Origin of the sequence: Paenibacillus sepulcri, from assembly GCF_042647105.1 — a bacterium.
In the GTDB taxonomy this organism is placed as follows: domain Bacteria; phylum Bacillota; class Bacilli; order Paenibacillales; family Paenibacillaceae; genus Paenibacillus_Z; species Paenibacillus_Z sepulcri.
Window position 1 is genome coordinate 5298975 of the sequence record NZ_JBHRUP010000001.1, and the last position, 18210, is coordinate 5317184.

Annotated in this window: 13 protein-coding genes; 7 read left to right on the plus strand and 6 right to left on the minus strand. The window is 53.5% G+C overall.

All coding sequences use genetic code 11. From position 1 onward, the window contains the following. Positions 1–8: 8 nt before the first annotated feature. From ACFOLF_RS23325 to ACFOLF_RS23340, 4 genes are read left to right on the plus strand one after another with little or no spacing between them, the layout of a single operon-like run. Positions 9–998, plus strand: coding sequence for an ABC transporter permease (locus ACFOLF_RS23325; RefSeq protein WP_210038801.1), 990 nt, complete (start codon positions 9–11; stop codon positions 996–998). After that, entirely contained in the window at positions 998–1861 is an 864-nt protein-coding gene (locus tag ACFOLF_RS23330; protein WP_210038802.1) for an ABC transporter permease, read from the plus strand. Before ACFOLF_RS23325 ends, ACFOLF_RS23330 begins: the two co-directional genes overlap by 1 nt. A gap of 28 nt (positions 1862–1889) precedes the next feature. Then, entirely contained in the window at positions 1890–2816 is a 927-nt protein-coding gene (locus ACFOLF_RS23335) for an ABC transporter ATP-binding protein (protein WP_210038803.1), read from the plus strand. Next, positions 2806–3408 (plus strand): ABC transporter ATP-binding protein, encoded by a 603-nt coding sequence (locus tag ACFOLF_RS23340; protein WP_210038804.1) that lies wholly within the window; start codon positions 2806–2808, stop codon positions 3406–3408. Before ACFOLF_RS23335 ends, ACFOLF_RS23340 begins: the two co-directional genes overlap by 11 nt. Before the next feature lie 150 nt (positions 3409–3558). On the opposite strand, the gene ACFOLF_RS23345 is transcribed toward ACFOLF_RS23340, so the two are convergent. Continuing rightward, a complete protein-coding gene (locus ACFOLF_RS23345; protein ID WP_210038939.1) occupies positions 3559–4011 on the minus strand; it encodes a GNAT family N-acetyltransferase in 453 nt (150 codons plus the stop codon). Positions 4012–4285: 274 nt separating this feature from the next. Between ACFOLF_RS23345 and ACFOLF_RS23350 the strand changes: the two genes are divergently transcribed. The 3 genes from ACFOLF_RS23350 to ACFOLF_RS23360 all read left to right on the plus strand — a co-directional run bounded on the left by ACFOLF_RS23350 (position 4286) and on the right by ACFOLF_RS23360 (position 9143). After that, the gene (locus tag ACFOLF_RS23350) at positions 4286–6016 is read left to right on the plus strand and encodes an ABC transporter ATP-binding protein (protein ID WP_210038805.1); all 1731 of its coding nucleotides are present in this window, start codon (positions 4286–4288) and stop codon (positions 6014–6016) included. A gap of 70 nt (positions 6017–6086) precedes the next feature. Continuing rightward, entirely contained in the window at positions 6087–7910 is a 1824-nt protein-coding gene (locus tag ACFOLF_RS23355) for an ABC transporter ATP-binding protein (protein ID WP_210038940.1), read from the plus strand. Between the two features lie 219 nt (positions 7911–8129). Next, complete coding sequence (locus ACFOLF_RS23360; protein WP_210038806.1) at positions 8130–9143, plus strand: zinc-dependent alcohol dehydrogenase; 1014 nt, start codon at positions 8130–8132, stop codon at positions 9141–9143. A gap of 71 nt (positions 9144–9214) precedes the next feature. On the opposite strand, the gene ACFOLF_RS23365 is transcribed toward ACFOLF_RS23360, so the two are convergent. The 5 genes from ACFOLF_RS23365 to ACFOLF_RS23385 all read right to left on the minus strand — a co-directional run bounded on the left by ACFOLF_RS23365 (position 9215) and on the right by ACFOLF_RS23385 (position 18160). After that, the gene (locus ACFOLF_RS23365) at positions 9215–10405 is read right to left on the minus strand and encodes a response regulator (RefSeq protein ID WP_210038807.1); all 1191 of its coding nucleotides are present in this window, start codon (positions 10403–10405) and stop codon (positions 9215–9217) included. Continuing rightward, positions 10402–12204, minus strand: coding sequence for a sensor histidine kinase (locus ACFOLF_RS23370; RefSeq protein ID WP_210038808.1), 1803 nt, complete (start codon positions 12202–12204; stop codon positions 10402–10404). Before ACFOLF_RS23370 ends, ACFOLF_RS23365 begins: the two co-directional genes overlap by 4 nt. 190 nt (positions 12205–12394) lie before the next feature. Next, on the minus strand, positions 12395–14197 hold the full coding sequence (locus tag ACFOLF_RS23375) for an S-layer homology domain-containing protein (RefSeq protein WP_210038809.1): 1803 nt from the start codon (positions 14195–14197) through the stop codon (positions 12395–12397). Positions 14198–14232: 35 nt separating this feature from the next. Continuing rightward, a complete protein-coding gene (locus tag ACFOLF_RS23380; RefSeq protein ID WP_210038810.1) occupies positions 14233–16338 on the minus strand; it encodes a hemoblobin-interacting domain-containing protein in 2106 nt (701 codons plus the stop codon). Positions 16339–16633: 295 nt separating this feature from the next. Further along, complete coding sequence (locus ACFOLF_RS23385) at positions 16634–18160, minus strand: MFS transporter (protein ID WP_210038811.1); 1527 nt, start codon at positions 18158–18160, stop codon at positions 16634–16636. Positions 18161–18210: the final 50 nt, after the last annotated feature.

Here is an 18210-nt window from a genome sequence, read left to right on the forward strand (position 1 = left end):
GGTTGGAAATGACATGCAATTTGGGTGCGTATCTGGGGCTGAAGCTGGTTCGTCTGGCGACGCTTCTGGCTGCTGTCAGCATCGTTTCGTTCACGCTTGTCAGTCTCTCGCCAATCGACCCGGTTCAGGCTTACATTGGATCGGATGTCATGCGTGTCGGGCCTGAGCAGCGCCAAAGCATTTCCGCTTATTGGGGGCTGGATAAGCCGCCCGCGGAGCAGTTTGCCCGTTGGGGATCGGCTCTGCTCCGCGGCGACCTCGGCACCTCGATGATATTCCGCGAGCCGGTGGCGGAGGTTATCGGCGAGCGGTTCCTGAATTCCGCCGCGCTGATGGCGATAGCCTGGCTGCTCTCCGGAATTACAGGGTTTACAGCCGGTGTAATAGCGGCGATGAAAAAAAACTCATGGATGGACCGCCTCATTCAGTGGTACTGCTATACGCTGGCGTCCACACCGACATTCTGGCTGGGACTGCTGCTGCTCATGTTTTTCTCCGTTTGGCTCGGGTGGTTTCCGATTGGACTCGGCGTACCCGCAGGCGTTCTTGCGGAGCAGGTTACGCTCGCGGATCGCATCCGGCATATCATTCTGCCTGCGCTGACCCTTAGCATCATCGGAATTGCGCCAATCGCGCTGCATACCAGGCAGAAGCTGATCGATGTTCTGGAGAGCGATTATGTACGGTTTGCCAGAGCCCGAGGGGAGAAGGGATTCGGACTGGTGCGAAGGCATGGTCTGCGCAATATTGCCCTGCCGGCCGTCACCCTGCAGTTCACCTCCTTCAGCGAATTGTTCGGAGGCGCCGTGCTGGCAGAGCAGGTGTTTTCGTACCCGGGCCTTGGACAAGCGACGGTTGAGGCGGGTTTAAGAGGGGATGTTCCGCTGCTTATGGGACTTGTCCTGTGCAGCTCGCTGTTCGTCTTTACAGGCAATACGATTGCGGATCTGCTGTATAAAGTAATTGATCCGCGGGTCCGGGAAGGCAGGGCGCTTTGATGGAAAATCCGGTTCAGCCTGCCGGGAACCCGGCATTTCGTTTCCGGGTCAATCGGCGGAAACGGGCGTTAGCATGGGCTGTTTGTCTCTCGGCTCTTCTTGTCGCGATCGGGATTCTTGCCATGCTGCTGGGGGACGGGCAGCTTGCAACGAATCTGGAAATCCGGAATTTACCGCCTTCGCTGCTGCATCCCTTCGGGACGGATTGGCTGGGGAGGGATATGTTTGTCCGCACGATCAAGGGGCTGGCGCTCAGTATCGGCGTAGGCATGATCGCCGCTGTCTGCAGTGTCATGATCGCCACCGCTGTCGGGCTGGCTGCCGCTACCCTGGGGAAAACAGCGGACCGGATCCTGTCATGGCTGATCGATCTGTTTCTGAGCGTTCCGCATCTGGTCGCTCTCATTCTTATCGCCTTTGTATGCGGCGGCGGCATTAAAGGGGTCATTATCGGCGTTGCCTTGACCCACTGGCCGGGTCTCTCGCGGATTATCCGCGCCGAAGTGCTGCAGCTGCGATCCGCCGAATTCATTCAGGTGTCCAGGCATCTGGGGAAATCGAGCTGGTGGGTGGCATCGCGGCATCTCATTCCGCATCTTGTTCCGCAGCTGTTCGTGGGTCTCATGCTGTTGTTTCCGCATGCGATATTGCACGAGGCCTCCATTACATTTCTTGGGTTGGGGCTGTCGCCTCATCAGCCGGCTATCGGCATTATATTATCGGAAGCGATGCGGTACTTGTCAACGGGCATGTGGTGGCTGGCGGTATTTCCGGGTCTTGGACTGCTCGTGATCGTCCGCTCGTTCGACCGTCTTGGCGACCATATGCGAACGCTCCTTGATCCGCGTCGCGCACATGAATAATTCATTGGAATGCGGGGTGAAAGCCAATATGGCACTGCTGGAGGTCGATAATCTCTCCGTTTCTTTCACGCAATATGACGGCGGCGGGCTGGGTCAGCATTCGGTTCAGCCCATCACGGGCCTGCATTTGAAGGTGGAAGCAGGAGAAGTCATGGCCGTCATCGGTTCGAGCGGTTCCGGCAAAAGCTTGCTCGCTCACGCCATTATGGGCATTCTGCCGGAGAATGCCCGGATGTCGGGAACGATCCGCTATGACGGGAGAACAATGTCCGCCGAGCGGCTGAATACATTGCGGGGCAAAGAAATTGCGCTTGTGCCGCAGTCGGTGAATCATCTGGATCCGCTCATGAAGGTCGGAGCGCAAGTAAGAACGACGGCTGCCGGCCCGGAGCCGCTGGCTGCGCAGCGGGCCATATTCAAACGTTACAGGCTTGCGGAACAGACTGAGCGGCTGTACCCTTTTCAATTATCCGGCGGAATGGCCCGCCGGGTATTGGTGGCGACAGCGACAATCAGCGGCGCCCGGCTTATCGTTGCGGACGAACCAACGCCGGGCATGCATCCGGACGATATGGCGGAAGCCTTGGCTACATTCAGGGAATTGGCCGATGAGGGCTGTGCGGTGCTGCTCATTACGCATGATATCGAAGCGGCGCTCCGGATTGCCGACCGGGTTGCGGTCTTTTATGCCGGAACAACGGTTGAAATCGCCTTGGCTGCGGATTTCGCCGACAATGGAGCGCAGCTGCGGCATCCATATAGCAAGGCGCTCTGGCAGGCGCTGCCGCAGAACGGCTTCCTGCCGCTTCCCGGTGCCCAGCCCGGACCGGACAATTTGCCGCCAGGGTGTCTGTTCGCCCCTCGCTGTGCGGCGGCCACTTCAGCATGCACGGATGACGGACCTGATATGCGGGATCTGCGCGGCGGATCCGTGAGGTGCTTTCATGCTTCTTAAGGGAGAAGGTCTCGGTTTCCGCTATGGCAAGGGACCATGGCTTTTCCGCAGTCTTGAAGTAGCGGTCCAATCCGGTGAAATCGTCGGTCTTGTCGGTCCGAGCGGATTCGGCAAGACGACGATTGGCCGGATTCTGGCCGGTTATGAGAAGCCGGAAGAAGGAGCCATAACGCTTGACGGTCAAGAGCTGCCCCGCAGCGGCTGTCATCCGGTTCAGCTGGTGTTCCAGCATCCGGAGCGGGCCGTCAATCCAAGGTGGCGCATCCATCGCATCCTTGCAGAGGCGGGCGAACCGGAGCCGGCCTATCTGCAGGAGCTGGGCATTGAGAAGGCCTGGCTGAAGCGATGGCCCAATGAATTGTCCGGAGGAGAGCTGCAGCGTATTTGCATCGCCAGAGCATTAGGCAGCAAGACCCGCTTTGTGATCGCCGACGAAATGACCACTATGCTGGATGCCGTTACGCAAGCGCAGATTTGGCATGCGGTGCTTGCGATTGCGCGCGAGCGGAAGCTCGGTCTTCTTCTGATCAGTCATGACCTGCATTTGATTGAGCGGCTCTGCCATCGATGGATCAGGCTGGGTGAGGCATGAGAAAGCTCCCGACCTCAAATAGTCGGTTCATTGTCAAAGTGGAATGAATAGAAAAAAAAGCAGCTGCTTTCATTTGTCCAGGAACCTCCGTCCCGCTTAAGCAGTGGATTCGGAGGCATTTTTATGTGGTTTTTTGAACTGGACCTTCCCCTACAGATCCTGCGCCAACCGTATCATGTCCACTACCTGTATTCCGTTCTCGAATATCTCTTCCGTGTAATGTCTGATGAAGAAGTCCCTGTCCACTCCGGTTATCCGGAACCCGCATTTCTGGTAAAGCGCAAGCTGCCCGATCCCTGAATTTCCAGTGCCGATTTCAATCGTCTTGTAACCGTGGCTCCTGGCCTGCTGAATGGCATGGTTCACCAGCCGCCTGCCTATACCTTGCCCCTGCTTGCTCTCATCAACGGCTATATTTACGATCTCGACGGTTCCCGGCCTCGTTGGCAGCAGCACATAGACGCCTGCGATCTCATCATTCAGTTCTGCGACGAAGCATTGCCCTCTTCGGATATACCCGTCAACGAGCTTGCGGGACGGATCCGCCAATAGCAGCAAATCCATCGGAGCTTGTTCATCTCCATGCAGTTCCCGGATTTCCATTTCATGCCACATCCCTCTAACCATAATTATGTAGTTTAACATAGGAAACTCCAAAGGCATTCCCAAAAGACATCTGCGGGATTAAAGCGGCGTGCAGGCGCGTGGAACCGGGGTAGGGAAAGATCCGTCGAACAGGAGGCTTCGGGAAGCCTGTATTTCTTAAATCCCTCATTCATTAAATGAATGACCGCATCAAATTTTGTGAGGGACGTATCCGCTTTGCGATGTGATATAATTTGGAGGATTATACATAACGGCAAGGGAGTCCTCTAAAGTGAGCTTTCTGAAACCTTACTTCCGCCAATTCGGCAAGCCTTTTTTCGCTGCTCTTCTTTTCCTCATGCTGGAAGCGTTCTGCGATCTGCTGCAGCCTCTGCTGATGTCGCGCATCATCGATGAGGGCGTCGCGAACAAGCAGATGGATTATGTGCTGCAGTTCGGCGGCTATATGCTGCTCGTCACGGCAGCAGGCGCAGTGGGTGCGTCCATGCGCAACATCATCTCCAGTCACGTATCGCAAAATTTCGGCACGAAGCTCCGCTCGGATCTGTTCCGCAAAATCCAATCCTTATCCTTCAACAGCATCGACAAGTTCGACCGCGCTTCGCTGGTCACCCGGCTGACCAATGATGTCACGCAAATTCAGAATTTTACGAACGGGCTGATGCGTATTTTTGTCAAAGCCCCGCTTGTCTGCCTGGGAAGCCTGATCATGGCCGTGCGGCTTAATCCGCCGCTGTCGGTTGTGCTGATTGCCGTCGTCCCGATCGTGGCGGTGCTGATCGTCTCCAATATGCGGATCGGCTTCCCGCGATTTGCCAGGGTGCAGACGGCGCTCGACCGGGTTAACGGACTCTCCAGGGAGTATCTCTCCGGCGTCCGCGTCGTCAAGGCATTTAACCGGTTCGATTACGAGGTCGACAAGTTCGACGAGGTCAACAGGGGCTACCAGACCGCCTCCACCCGCGCCATGCGGACAATGGCGCTGTTCAGTCCCGGCATCATGCTGTCGGTCAACCTCGGCATCGTTGCCGTCATCTGGATCGGGGGCATCCGCGTCGATCAAGGCCAGATGCAGGTCGGCCATATCATTGCTTTCATCAATTATATGACGCAGATTCTGTTTTCCCTGATGATGATCTCCAACGTATTCAATATGTTCATCAGGGCCAAGGCGTCCTCGGAACGGATCGGCGAGGTTTTCGCGGAGCAGGATGCGATGGCCTGGAAAGAAGAACAGCCGCGCGCGCCGGAGGCGACCGGAAGCGTCGAGTTCAAGGACGTATCCTTTGCCTATGTGGGCAAGGAAGCCGTGCTGCGGAACATTACGCTGAGCTGCCTTCCCGGAGAGACCGTCGGCATCATCGGCTCCACCGGCTCGGGCAAAAGCACGCTCGTCAGCCTCATTCCGCGATTCTATGATGCGGATTCCGGAACGGTGGAGGTCGGCGGGGAAGACGTGAGCGCGATCGAGCCGGCGAGGCTGAGGGAGAAAATTGCCATCGTGCCGCAGAAAACCGTGCTGTTCACGGGAACGATCCGCGAGAATCTGCTCTGGGGCAAGGAGGATGCCACTCAGGAGGAGCTGGAGCGGGCGGCGAGGATGGCGCAGGCGGAAGAGTTTATTCTGAAATGCCCCGAGGGTTACGAGACGAAGCTTGGCCAAGGCGGCGTCAATCTGTCGGGCGGGCAGAAGCAGCGGCTGTCGATCGCCAGGGCGCTTGTGCGGCAGCCGTCGATCCTCATTCTCGACGATTGCACGAGCGCCGTCGACGCGGCGACGGAGGCGAAGATCAAGGAGGCGCTGAAGCGCTATGCCGAAGGGCTGACATGTCTGCTGATCGCCCAGCGCATTACGTCCGTCATGGACGCCGACCGGATCGTCGTTCTCGACAACGGGGAGATCGTCGGCACGGGCAAGCATGACGAGCTGATGAGAAGCTGCAGGGCGTATCAGGAAATTTACCGGTCGCAGGCCGGGCAGGAGGTGGATGCCAGTGTCTGAACGCAGTGAGGAGAATGAACACCGCGAGCCGCAGGCTGGTACGCCTGCCCCTCCTCCCCCGCCGATAGGAATGGCGGGACGGGGCGGCTTCGGCGCCGGACGCAGAGGCGGCCCGGTTGTTAAGCCCAAAAACCTGGGCGCGACGTTGAAGCGGATGTGGACGTATGTCGGCAGCGAGCGAAAGCGGCTGACCGTTATCTTCGCCATTATCCTGGTTGATGCCCTCATTACGCTGACCGGTCCTTATCTTATCGGGATGGCTGTAGATGCGATGTCCGGCGCAGGGGGCGGGAAGGCGGTCGGGCAGGTCGATTTCAGCCTCCTTCAAGTCGCGCTGATTGCGCTTGTTGTTTCCTATCTTGCCGATGGCGGGCTGATTTTTCTGCAGGGCTGGCTGATGGCCGGCGTGGCGCAGCGTATCGTCGGGCGACTGCGGACATCGCTGTTCGGCAAACTGCAGAAGCTGCCCATCCGCTTCTTCGATACCCGGACGCACGGCGATCTGATGAGCCGCATGTCCAATGATATCGACAATGTCAGCAATACGGTGGCCCAGTCCGCCGTACAGGTCATGACGGGCTCGGTCGCGCTTGTCGGTTCGCTTGTAATGATGATCGTCCTCAGCCCGTGGCTGACGCTGGCGAGTCTGATTACGGTGCCCGGCGTTTTCCTGCTGACGCGCGCGATCGCCCGCTCGACAGGACCGCTGTTCAAGGAGCAGCAGAACCGGCTTGGCAGGCTGAACGGCCATGTGGAGGAGACGATCTCCGGCATCCACATCGTCAAGGCGTTCAACCGCGAGGAAAAAGCGATCTCCGAGTTCGACGAGGTGAATGCCGAGCTGTGCGGGGTCGGCATCAAGGCGCAGATCCGTGCGGGCTTTCTGATGCCGATCATGAACGTCATCAACAATATCGGCTTCGCCGCAGTGGCTCTCGTCGGCGGTATCCTGGCGGTGAACGGCCATATTACGGTCGGGGTGATCGCCAGTTTTCTCAGCTATTCGCGCCAGTTCGTTCGTCCGCTCACGGATATTGCCAATCTGTTCAATGTGCTGCAGTCGGGTGTTGCCGGCGTGGAGCGGGTATTCGAGGTGCTTGACGAGGAAGAGGAGCCGGAGGACCCGCCGGGCGCTGTGCCGCTTACGAACCCGCGGGGGCATGTCGTCTTCGACAATGTATCGTTCGGCTACCGCGCCGACGTGCCGATTCTGAAGAACGTCAGCTTCGACTCGGCAGAAGGAACGAGCACTGCGTTCATTGGCCCTACGGGAGCGGGGAAGACGACAGTCGTAAATCTGATCACGCGATTTTACGATGTTACAGAAGGCTCCATCCGGATTGACGGGCGCGATATCCGCGACTATACGAAGGACAGCCTGCGCCGGGCATTCGGCATCGTGCTCCAGGACACGTATCTGTTCTCCGGTACGATCAAGGACAATATCAAGTACGGCAAGCCGGATGCCTCCGACGGGGAGGTAGAGCGCGCCGCAGAGCTGGCCAATGCAGCAGCTTTCATCGCCAGGCTGCCGCTGCGCTACGATACCCCGCTCACCGAGAACGGCGGCAATTTGAGCCAGGGCCAGCGCCAATTGCTGGCGATTGCGCGGGTTATATTGGCCGATCCGTCTATACTTATTCTCGATGAGGCGACCAGCAGCATCGATACGCGGACAGAGCTGCATATTCAGGACGCGCTTCGGGGCGTGCTGCGGGGGCGGACCAGCTTCCTCATCGCCCACCGCCTCAATACGATCCGCGATGCGGATACCATTATGGTCGTCGACCGCGGCGCAATCGTGGAGAGCGGCTCTCATTCGGAGCTGATGGGGCGGCGGGGAATCTATTATACGATGTTCACGAATCAGTTCGGAGCGGTGGCCGGCGGTTAGCCGGCTCTTCGCCTGCTTTGTCCTGATCCGGCATTTCCAGTCCGCTGAACAATATTACAAAGGACAAGTGACGGACTGGAAGTGTAAAATGAGGGTAAGCAGAGTCAGTGAAGCTGTAAGCGCTTCAAAAAAACTCTGCGGGGATGACAGTTCAATTATTTCTGACAACCGGGCTGCGGTAAGCCTGCATCCAGCGGTTGCAGTGGGGGGAGTGTAAATATGGAAATAAGAAGCGCGTATTTGAAGGCACCATGGCAGACCGAGATCAGACGGGTCAGCATGCCGGAGGAGCCGCCGGCCAAAGAAGTGCTCATCCGGGTCGAGGCATGCGGCATCTGCGGTTCGGATCTGTTTGCGGCTGAGAGCAAAGCGAAGGAGTGGCAGTCCTTCGGCCACGAGGTCGCCGGCGTCATCGAGAAGCTGGGACCCGGCTGCGACGGCCTGCAGGTTGGACAGAAGGTCGTGCTGGAGTCGTCGAGCTTCTGCGGTCAATGTGAAGTATGCCGCAACGGCAGGGTCGATCTTTGCCGCAGCGCGCCGCATTTTTGGGGCCGCCCGGCCCTGGGGTTCAGCGAATATATGACGGTTCCCGCCTGCTGCGTCGTTCCATATGAGGGGCTCTCGCCGGAGGTGGCCTGCCTGGCGGAGCCGGCAGGCGTCTCGCTGGACATGGTGAAGACGGCCGGCATCGAGCTGGGCTCGCGTGTCTGCATCATCGGACCGGGACCGATCGGGCTGATGGCGATTCCGCTGGCACTGCGCAGCGGCGCGGTCCAGGTCGTCTGCATTGGCCGATCCGGCAACAGCAAGCGTTTGGAGGTGGCGAAGGAGCTCGGGGCGGAGGTCCTTGTTGTCAATGGGCCGCTGAGCGGGCGGACTGATCTGCATAAGAAATTCGACCGCGTGCTGACGACAGCGCCCGCGCACTTCCTGGGAGATGCGCTCCCGCTGCTGGCCTTCGGGGGCATCATCTCCTATATCGGGTTCGGCGCTTCGGGGGACGAGAAGATCGAGCTGGACGTCAATGATTTTCACGTCCGCAAGCTGCAGCTCCGCGCCAGTTATGCCAGCCCCGGCATATACCTGCCGATGGTTCTGGAGTATATGAAAGCAGGAGTCATACCCGGGGACAAGATCATTTCGCATGTTCTGGAGCTGGATCAAATGGAAGAAGCGATGAGGCTGTGCAGCAAGGAAAAGGAAACGACACTGAAGATCGTCATCCGGCCCTGATCGCCGGTACGGCATTCGAGCAGCCGGATCTCATAAAAACACGGAAATGGGGACCTGATACGGTCCCTTTTTCATATCGATGAGTTTCTATCAGCTCTGAGAGAAGAAATTTGTTTCATCCGCAGCTTTTCAGAATCCAGATCTGACAACAGCTGTTTGTATAGTTCATTCACTTCATACGAGGGGCTTATGCCCATTTCTTCATGCAGCATCTCCATAAATTGCAGGTATTGCCGGACCAGAGCCTCTTTGTTCTTCTGCAGCGCCAAGGCCTTCATCAGCAGCTTGATCGTTTCTTCATCCAGCTCGTTGTAGGCGGTCAGCTTCATCAGCAGCCGGAGGGCTGTTGGCGCATCCCCTCTACTCAGCAAGGCAGTGCACAATCTCCGGGAGAAAGAACTGTACATTTGCGATAGCCGTTCAACCTCGCTCCATGCCCAAGGGTAGGCGCGATCCCCGAACAATTCGCCGGCATAGAGCTGTTCAAGCGCAAGCGCCCTTTCGATATCCGCATCCTCCACGACGGTCATCTGTCTGCAGCCTTCTTCGAAGCTGAACAGATCGACGCGGGCATGGTTAAGATTCAAGGCATAATGGCTGCTGTCAGAATGCAGGCTTCCCTTGAGTCCGTTAGCATCGAGAAGCTTGCGCAGCTGATAGGCTGTCGTGTTTAGATAAACTTCCGCATTCTTTCGGGGCATTCCGCCGAAGATATCCTCGATCAGCCTCTCTCTGGTGACAAGACCGCCTTTATGGATGGCCAGATAGCCAAAAAGCTCTGCGCTTTTGCTGGTCTTCCATTTCACGATTTCATTGCGGATACTTCGAATTTCCATCCTGCCCAGACAATTAAACAGGACTCTAATAACGGAGGATTCCTGCTCCGCAGGCACAGGGTCGGGAAGTCGCTCGGAGAGGGCCCTTTGGACGGTTTGGTGAAGCCTTTCCTGCACGACAGGCTTCACCATATAGTCGTAAGCATAGACGTCGAAAGCAGACAGGGCATATTCCCGATGGGAGGTGACGAACACAAGCTTCGTTTGTCTGCCGCTCTCTCTTAACCGCTGCGCAAATTCAAGTCCGCTCTCCCTGGGCATGTTTATATCTATGAATATCAGGTCCACATCATGGTCATTCAAATAAGAATAGGCTGCGGTGGTCTCCTGAAAGCTGCCCATGATTTTCACCTCGCCGATCTTGCCGAGCATCCGTTTCATAATTAAGTGCATGGCTTTTTCGTCATCGATGATAAGAACCTTCACCCGGTTTCACTCCTGTCGATCTGATTAAGAGCATGAGATGGCGCCGGAGGAGGCGTCGGGATCGAGAAATAAAAGGTGCTTCCTTGAGAAGGCGCGCTGTCGAACCAGATTTCTCCCCCGTTCAAGCGGACGAATTCTCTGCACAGGGTCAGGCCCAGCCCGACACCCAGCTCTCCAGCAGTTCCCACTGACGGAACAGGATAGGCCTCCTGCAGCAGGGAGTCGATCTGTTCATCGGGAACCCCCGCTCCCGTATCGCTTACGGATACGATCATTTTATCCTCTGCCCGTTCAGCTCTTAATGTAATGCGTCCTCCATAATCCGTAAACTTAATCGCATTGGAAAGCAGATTGCGGATGATCAGATCAAGCATTTCCTTATCCGCGAAAACAAATGTTTCCTCTGGTATCTCGGACAGGATCCGGATGCTTTTGCCCTCGCTGCGCACCTGCAGGAAACGCACGCTCATCTGAACCGTACGGGCCAAATCCCGCACCGCCGGATTAAACACCATTCCGCCCCTTTGGCTCTGAAACCATTCCAGCAGACTTTCTACCAGGGTAAAGGTTTTCTGGATTTGCTGGCCCATTTCATGAACGATTTCCTCATGGCTCTCTCCGCAATCCTGCATCTCCTCCTCCATCAGCTGCATCAGATTGAGAAGCACCGCAAGCGGGTCGCGGATGTCATGGGCAACCACGTTGAACATTTTATCCTTGAACGTATTCAGCTCCTGCAGCTGTCTGGCATTGTCGAGAAGCCTTTCCTCATAGCGGACCGTTTCCGTTACATCGCTCAACAGAAGCATTTTGCCGGCAGGCTTGAGTTTCTTGTCGATAATAAGCGATACCTGAACATTAAAAAAACGCTCTTGGTCCTGATTGGATATTTGCATTTTGTTTTCCGAGGACGGCTCCTGCATGATCCGTTCCAGCAGCTTTGGATAAAACGTGAAAACAAGCGCGGCCGGCTGTCCGATGGCTTGTTTGCGGTTCAGGCCAACGATGACCCGGACTGCAGCCTGGTTAAAGCCGGTTATCATATGGTCCAGATCAAATACGATGACGGCATCCTTCATCGATTCAAACACCTTTTGCACGGCCAGAGGGGCAAGCCTCAGCATATTGAATTGATAGATTCCGAATAAGAAGAACACGCTGGAAAATATGAATCCGAACGGAGAGATGTCAATAGGCATATTCGTAATTAAATAAACAAGCGTAAACCCGTAAGGCATACAGGAGCCGATCAACATGAGCGTGATTTGCCTCTTCAAGGGAGCTGCCGCTTTCCGGTGCATTTGAAGCAATAAAATCATTCCGATAATAAAGAAGAAATACGAATATACAACATGAACGAGATACATCGGTCCTTTGACCAACGTAACAAGAGGGAAGCCCTCCAGATTATTGATTGTCATGCTCCTGTAAAATAAATGATGCCATTCGTTCGTATTATGGGCAATAAAGGTAATGACAGGTACGATCATAAGCGCTATTACAAGCCATTTGCGGACAAGCGCCTGGCGCCCCGTCAGCTGCAGAACCATGATAAACCACAGCATCGTGCCGAAAGGAATGCCGATATATTCGATCCGCAGCCAGAAGCGTATATGCTCCAGGGAGGGGCTGATAATTTCAAAGGCATATCCGAATGTGTAGAACGCGCTGGTCAGCACCCCCAAGCCGTAGCTTATGGCAACGGGAAGCTCTCTTCTCTTCCAGGAAAGATAGGAGATGACCAGCGTGCAGCAGGTGGCCGCCATCAGCAGCGCCGATAAATACAGATTGTAGCTCATAGATGACTGCTCCCATGCAGAATATGATCTTACATTACGTATCTTCCATGTTACCAGAAACCAAATAAAATCACAGACAAACCTGCGGCAATTCCCGTCTGCTCCGCCTCAACGAGCTTTAAAAAAGAGCACTGGCCCAAAGGTCAGCACTCTTCTTCAATAATCCGGTTAATACCAGTCATCAGGAGCTTTAATTAATAAAATGAGCAGCCTGCATGAACCGTTTTAGCATGGTTGCCGCTTGTGCGCGGCTGGCATTGGCTAAAGGGACAAATGTATCGTTTGTCATACCGGTAATGATATTGGTTTCGACAGACTGCGCTACAGCTGCTTGCGCCCAGCTGCTAATCGCGGCTTTATCTTGAAATTTAGCCAATAGTTCATTTTGTTTCCCGGAAACATCAATTGTTTTACCCGCGGCCTTAATCGCTCTTGCCACCATAACTGCCATTTGCTCACGGTTGATTGTGTCGTTTGGTTTAAATGTGTTGTCGGTAAAGCCGTCAACGAGCTTTGCTTGGACAGCTGCGCCGATTGCGCCTGCAAACCAGTCACTGGATTTTACATCTGCGAAATCAGCCGAAGCTGTCTCAAGCGATAACCCCAGGGAGCGAACTAACAATGCCGCGAATTCTGCTCTTGTGATGCTGCTGTCAGGAGCAAAGCTGCTATCCGTTACACCCTTCACGACCAGCTTGGAGGCCAGCAGCTCAATATCGGCTTTTGCCCAGTGCTTGCTTACATCATGAAATGTTTTAGTGAATGAAAGGACGGTATAGACACTATTGCCGTTCCGCTTGAATGTAACCCTCGTGAGGTTATCTGTCTGCTTCTCAAAGACGGCGGGTACAAAGGAAAACTGACCCGTCGAAGGATCGTAAAGGACAACTGTCGCAGTATCATCCTCAGAAATCGCCAGTTCTATATTTCGATCCACATAGGTTGAACCGAAATGGTTCAGCTCCACCGTTTTCCCGTTTCCTGCCGCTATGACTGAAAATTCAATTGCGCCCCCCAGCTGGGAAGCCGCAATATCCATCGCGCTCTCTTTGATCCTGGCATTCAAGTCTGTTGAAGCCGGGGAGATATTAACTTGGATGCTTATATTCGCATCTGTAGTGCCCAGGCTTTGAGCCAGTGCGGCAAAGTCAATAATACGGAGTGGTAATGAATACTCTCCATCATTGGTCTGCAAGGAAATGATAGTATCAGGCGCATTTAAAGCAGCAGCAGCCAATACGGATGAGGCGATATTGAATTGAACTCCTTCGCCCGCCGGATTATTGAACGAAATAAAAACAATCGGAGCGTCTCCGTGATTGTCCTGACCGGCCGCTTTTGCAAGCGCGTCAGCGAGAGCTGCGCTGTCTTGAGTAACCGTAGTCGTCACACGGCCATCCGCTGCTGTTGAAGATACAGTTGTATTCTTGCTGGTATCCACTTTGACTGGTTCCGCGTTGGATTTGGCTGGAGTGATCGGCTTGCCTGATGCGGGTGCGGGTGCGGGAGCTGGGGAAGAAGGGGGTGTAATCGTTCCAACAGGACCGTTACCCCCAGTATCGCCATCGTCACCATCGTCACTGTCATCGCCATTGTCGCCATTGTCGCCATTGTCACTGTCGTCGCCATCGTTGCCGCCGCCGCTGGAATCCACCGCTTTGACAACAAAATCCTTGCTGTCCGTTTGGTCGGCTTGTCCGGCAATAACTTTATAAGTACCCACTGTCTCGCTATTAGCTAAAGTGAAGGAACTCGAAAACTGTCCGCCGTTTACCTGAACGATATCGTAATACACGGTAGCGTTGTTGGGGCGCAGCACCTGGATTATCACTTCATTCAGAGTGGAGGTGCCGGCAATAACCACAGAACCTCCCGGCTCTACAGCAGCTATTTCATTCAGCGCAACCGCCGTACTGCTTGCAAATACCGCTGCAGGCACGAGAGATAAACAAAGTGTTACAATTAATATCAAACTAAACTTGCGTAATTTCACTTTTACATTCCTCGCTTCCCTTGTATTGTATTTTCCTAAGTCGCATTATGATAGTCTTGAACCATACTCATGGCCTGATCCAGTTCAAGCTGCGTCTTCACCGTAGCCAGGTTTAACCCAAGACCCGCGGCTTCGCTGCTGTATTTGCTTACTACAAAAACCTTTACCGTATAATTTGGATTCGAAGCAGCATCATTTACATTGAAGTTTGCTGAATATGTGCCTGTATTTACTTTTAAATTTGCCGCAACAATGCTGACAGGCGTCGAACCGTTGAATAACTCGAATACGACTGTTTGATTTCCGATTGAATCATTTTCATAGGCGTTGTTGAACAAATTGATTTTTGCTGTAATACCATTTAGCGCACTCACCTCGGGCGCCGTCACATAGAATACTTCAGAGGATTTGTAGGCTCTGCCTTCAAAATATTTGGTGCTGTAACCTGCGGCATCCACATAAAAATCGTAATAGTGACCCTCTTGAAAAACCCCGCTTGCAATGGTGAGTTTACCTTCGGTCAAGGCATATTCAGAACTGTTCAATTCCCTGTACGTTCCGACAGTATCATCATATAATCTGATTACTTTAACCTGGCTTCTCCACTGGGCATTATCTGCAAAAACAAACTCGCTTGCCGCGTTGCTGAGTACATATCCGGTAATGTCAGGCGTGTTGTAGGCAATCTCCTGATCTATTGCGAGATTCCGTTGATAGCCATTCGAAAAGCCGACCACGTTCGCAGCCACTTTAACCTTTATGGAACCGCCTTTTTTCCCATCATGGAAGAAGACCGTGATTTTATTCCCTTTAAGAAGAAGGGTATCCAGCTCGTCCAAAGCTGCGTAGGTTAAGCCGTGATCGGTTGATATCGTAATTTGCTCTTTCAGGTGGGAAACCCCATCGGCTAGCGTATAATCTACCAGCTCCGAGTTTGAATCGGAATAAAACTCCAGGCTCATCCACCGGCCATCATGTGAGAAATACCCGTTGCTGAGACCGATTTCCGTATTTAGCTGGTAAAACCATTCCGTATTCACAGAGGCATCTGATATATTCCCTGCCGCGTCTTTAAAATGACCGGGGTAAAATGAAAAATAATACTGATAGCCTGTCAATGGTGCGGCAAAGTGAATGGTTGCCACATGACCCGAGAAGGTTAACGTAGTATCTGCTGGAAGGCTGTACTCCCAATTATTGGAGTTATACCACTGGATATTCTGCAAAAAGCTCTCGTCATTCTCCAGGGCATTGTATACATCTTCATCGAAGACGATATTAAGATCCTGCGGGCTTGAAAAATAGGAAGATTGATAGACGGGCATCGTCGTATCTGCGGGTGCCGGGTCCACACCTCCGGCATTTGCTGTAATCAAGGCAGTTAACCGGCTATCAGCTTGAACATTCCCGTAGCTGTCCTTAAGGGCATTTCCATCGATCGAGATTTGATTGTCGGCTCCTGACAAGGCCTCGGCAAAATGGATCTGCAGCTTACCGGAATCAATGGATACCGCATCCCCTTCCACTAAGCCTTTCCAATTGGATTGGGTGCCTCTTATTAAATAAATGGAGCTGCCCAGATTCGAGTCCGTATTATCAAAAACATCTTCATTGAAGGTAATCGTGACATCATGATTGTCGCTGCTTATTGCTGTACTTTGGATGACGGGAGGGCTGACATGCAAATTCATTTCCTCATTGAGGTTGCCCGCTTGATCCTTCAGCGTCCCGCTTGCGATTTTAATAATCGTAGCTGCTCCCAGTATGACTTGCATATCGTTATCATAATCTATATATATTTGATCTGACTCACTCTGATAGACTTCACTTTGCTGTTCGGATACAGGCGCAAAATGTTCCCCGTCTGCCGCAACACTTATTTTACTTTTTAAATAAGCGGTTATTTCAGTCTCATCTAATCCATCCGGTGCATTAATGGTGAAAGCTTCGTCAAAATTCAGGTACACCGATTCTCCGTTGGAGGATTCAGCACCTGTAAAAGTTGGGGGGACAGTATCGGGGGCAGCATGAGCTGCAATAGGCGAAATGGTTAAGACGGTTGCAACCGTCATCGCAATTGCCATCGATTGTGAAGCGATCCTCATTAAGCCTGACTTGCTTTTTTCTTTTCTTCTTGCCATGTGATTTCCCCACTCCTGGTTATTAGAATAGTATTTCTGCATACCCGGATTAGTATATTCCTCCCCAATGACAGAAGAATGACAAACTTCGACAATTAATAGAACTTGGCGCTCTGGAGGTAGTAAATTTATGGCGTGACCATGGGGTGGGTTTGTAGGCCTGTAGATGTATAAGTTATATGTTTCATCCCAAGAAATGATCTAAAGCAATTATATAAATCAGTGGTTAAGACCGGTCTATGGCTTACGCAGAACTCTCGCATAGTTTGCTGTCGAAGTCGGGCCAGCAAAGCTATTACCGTTTTTGATTACGGAATTCCTCAGTACGGCCAGTAGCCGGAGCTGCTGACCGGGGAATTTGATGGGTTTTGCCATACCACAGCGTCGAACCGAATTGAAGGAATCCGGCAATATATAGAGGCAGCATAAACTGTCCTTCTTCTATTAATTTGCCAAAAACCCCCGGCCACAGGACGGTCCCTGTCCGAAGCAAAAGAGAGGCTGCTCTGGATGGCCATGAGCGTTTGCGCCGCCGTATCGTTTCCACCATAACAACCGAACGATTCCCGCGTGTCCCAAGATTAAATGCGATACACCCGATGTTCAATACAGCGGTCAGCCAAAACCAGGGGGACCACGGCAGTGCCAGTACAAAAACGATTCCGGCCAGCTGCATACAGACAATGGTTTTTACAGAACCGAACCGTTTGGCTGCGTGGATGCTGACCAGCGAAAATACGCCCGTCAGCATATAAGAGGCAGCCATCACAAGACCGATCATCCCTGAAGATACGCCAAACTTCGCAGATAGCCAATAAGAAGTCATCGTGCTGGATAATGTAACCGCGATGGCGTTCACCATATTTATAAGATTCAGGAGCTCCTGTTGTTTCTCCATGGCGAGCTTCGTCATCTCAGGGGAACTGGGCGGCATCACATCATTCGCATCATTCATCAGTAAAGCTTTCGGCTTGCCGCCCGTAATTCTGAAGACGGCTGCACTGATGAATAGCACAAAAACGAGCACAGGTATATAAAGCGAAACGACCGGCAGCAGGCGATTCCATAGCGGGATTGCCGCTCCCAACACTAGTGCGGCAACCACCAGCAGAGCCGGCAGCTTTCCCTGCGGACTTTTTGCTGCTTGCGCGGGAGCGCTATCCTTTATTTTCCCGGGGTCCGTATGGGCATCCGCCTTAACTTGGGGAGTTTTGCGCTTGCCTCCTGCAATTTTTGCAATAACACAGACGCTTCCTGCAGTGAACAGAAAAATCAACGCGAATAAGGGACGGTATCCAAAAGCACCTGGCAGCAAGTGTCTCCACAGCGGCGGGAGGCTGGAAATTACGGCACCCAATCCCATGCCCAGGTAGCAGAGCAGCGCCTGGGTTCCAAAAATAGAATTGGCATTCCTGCGGGCATAGGATGACAACCAGGCGCGTTCAATGGGCGTGACCGGACCGCCCGATCCGGTATGTCCCCAGCCAAAGCCGGCAGCGGCAACAGCGGCAGACAAAGCGATGCTGCTGCTGGTTACCGTAAGGATCAAAGCGGACACGGCTGTCATAATTTCGAAGAGGAGCATGAAGCGTTTTGGACCCAGAAGTGCATTCAACTCGCCGGCAAACGAAGTCAGGACCGCTCTGACCAAGCCCGTACCTGCGAATAATGCCCCAATGGCACCACCTGTCCATCCAAGCTCCTTCAAGTAAAGGCTTAAATTGACAACGGCGATTCCCTGGCACAGGCTGCGAAGGATCCCGGCGAGCTGCAATAACTGTACCGTTTTATGATGGCCAAGCCATGCCCATACTGTTTTCATGTGAACTCCATTCTAAAAATGTGATCGCCCCATAGGGAATTGAACTCATC

What these genes read in the sequence shown, in the direction of transcription:
- ACFOLF_RS23325 (WP_210038801.1), top strand. Translation starts at nt 9, where the DNA reads ATGACATGCAATTTGGGTGCGTATCTGGGGCTGAAGCTGGTTCGTCTG.
- ACFOLF_RS23330 (WP_210038802.1), top strand. Translation starts at nt 998, where the DNA reads ATGGAAAATCCGGTTCAGCCTGCCGGGAACCCGGCATTTCGTTTCCGG.
- ACFOLF_RS23335 (WP_210038803.1), top strand. Translation starts at nt 1,890, where the DNA reads ATGGCACTGCTGGAGGTCGATAATCTCTCCGTTTCTTTCACGCAATAT.
- ACFOLF_RS23340 (WP_210038804.1), top strand. Translation starts at nt 2,806, where the DNA reads ATGCTTCTTAAGGGAGAAGGTCTCGGTTTCCGCTATGGCAAGGGACCA.
- ACFOLF_RS23345 (WP_210038939.1), bottom strand. Translation starts at nt 4,011, where the DNA reads ATGGAAATCCGGGAACTGCATGGAGATGAACAAGCTCCGATGGATTTG.
- ACFOLF_RS23355 (WP_210038940.1), top strand. Translation starts at nt 6,087, where the DNA reads ATGGCGGGACGGGGCGGCTTCGGCGCCGGACGCAGAGGCGGCCCGGTT.
- ACFOLF_RS23360 (WP_210038806.1), top strand. Translation starts at nt 8,130, where the DNA reads ATGGAAATAAGAAGCGCGTATTTGAAGGCACCATGGCAGACCGAGATC.
- ACFOLF_RS23370 (WP_210038808.1), bottom strand. Translation starts at nt 12,204, where the DNA reads ATGAGCTACAATCTGTATTTATCGGCGCTGCTGATGGCGGCCACCTGC.
- ACFOLF_RS23380 (WP_210038810.1), bottom strand. Translation starts at nt 16,338, where the DNA reads ATGGCAAGAAGAAAAGAAAAAAGCAAGTCAGGCTTAATGAGGATCGCT.
- ACFOLF_RS23385 (WP_210038811.1), bottom strand. Translation starts at nt 18,160, where the DNA reads ATGAAAACAGTATGGGCATGGCTTGGCCATCATAAAACGGTACAGTTA.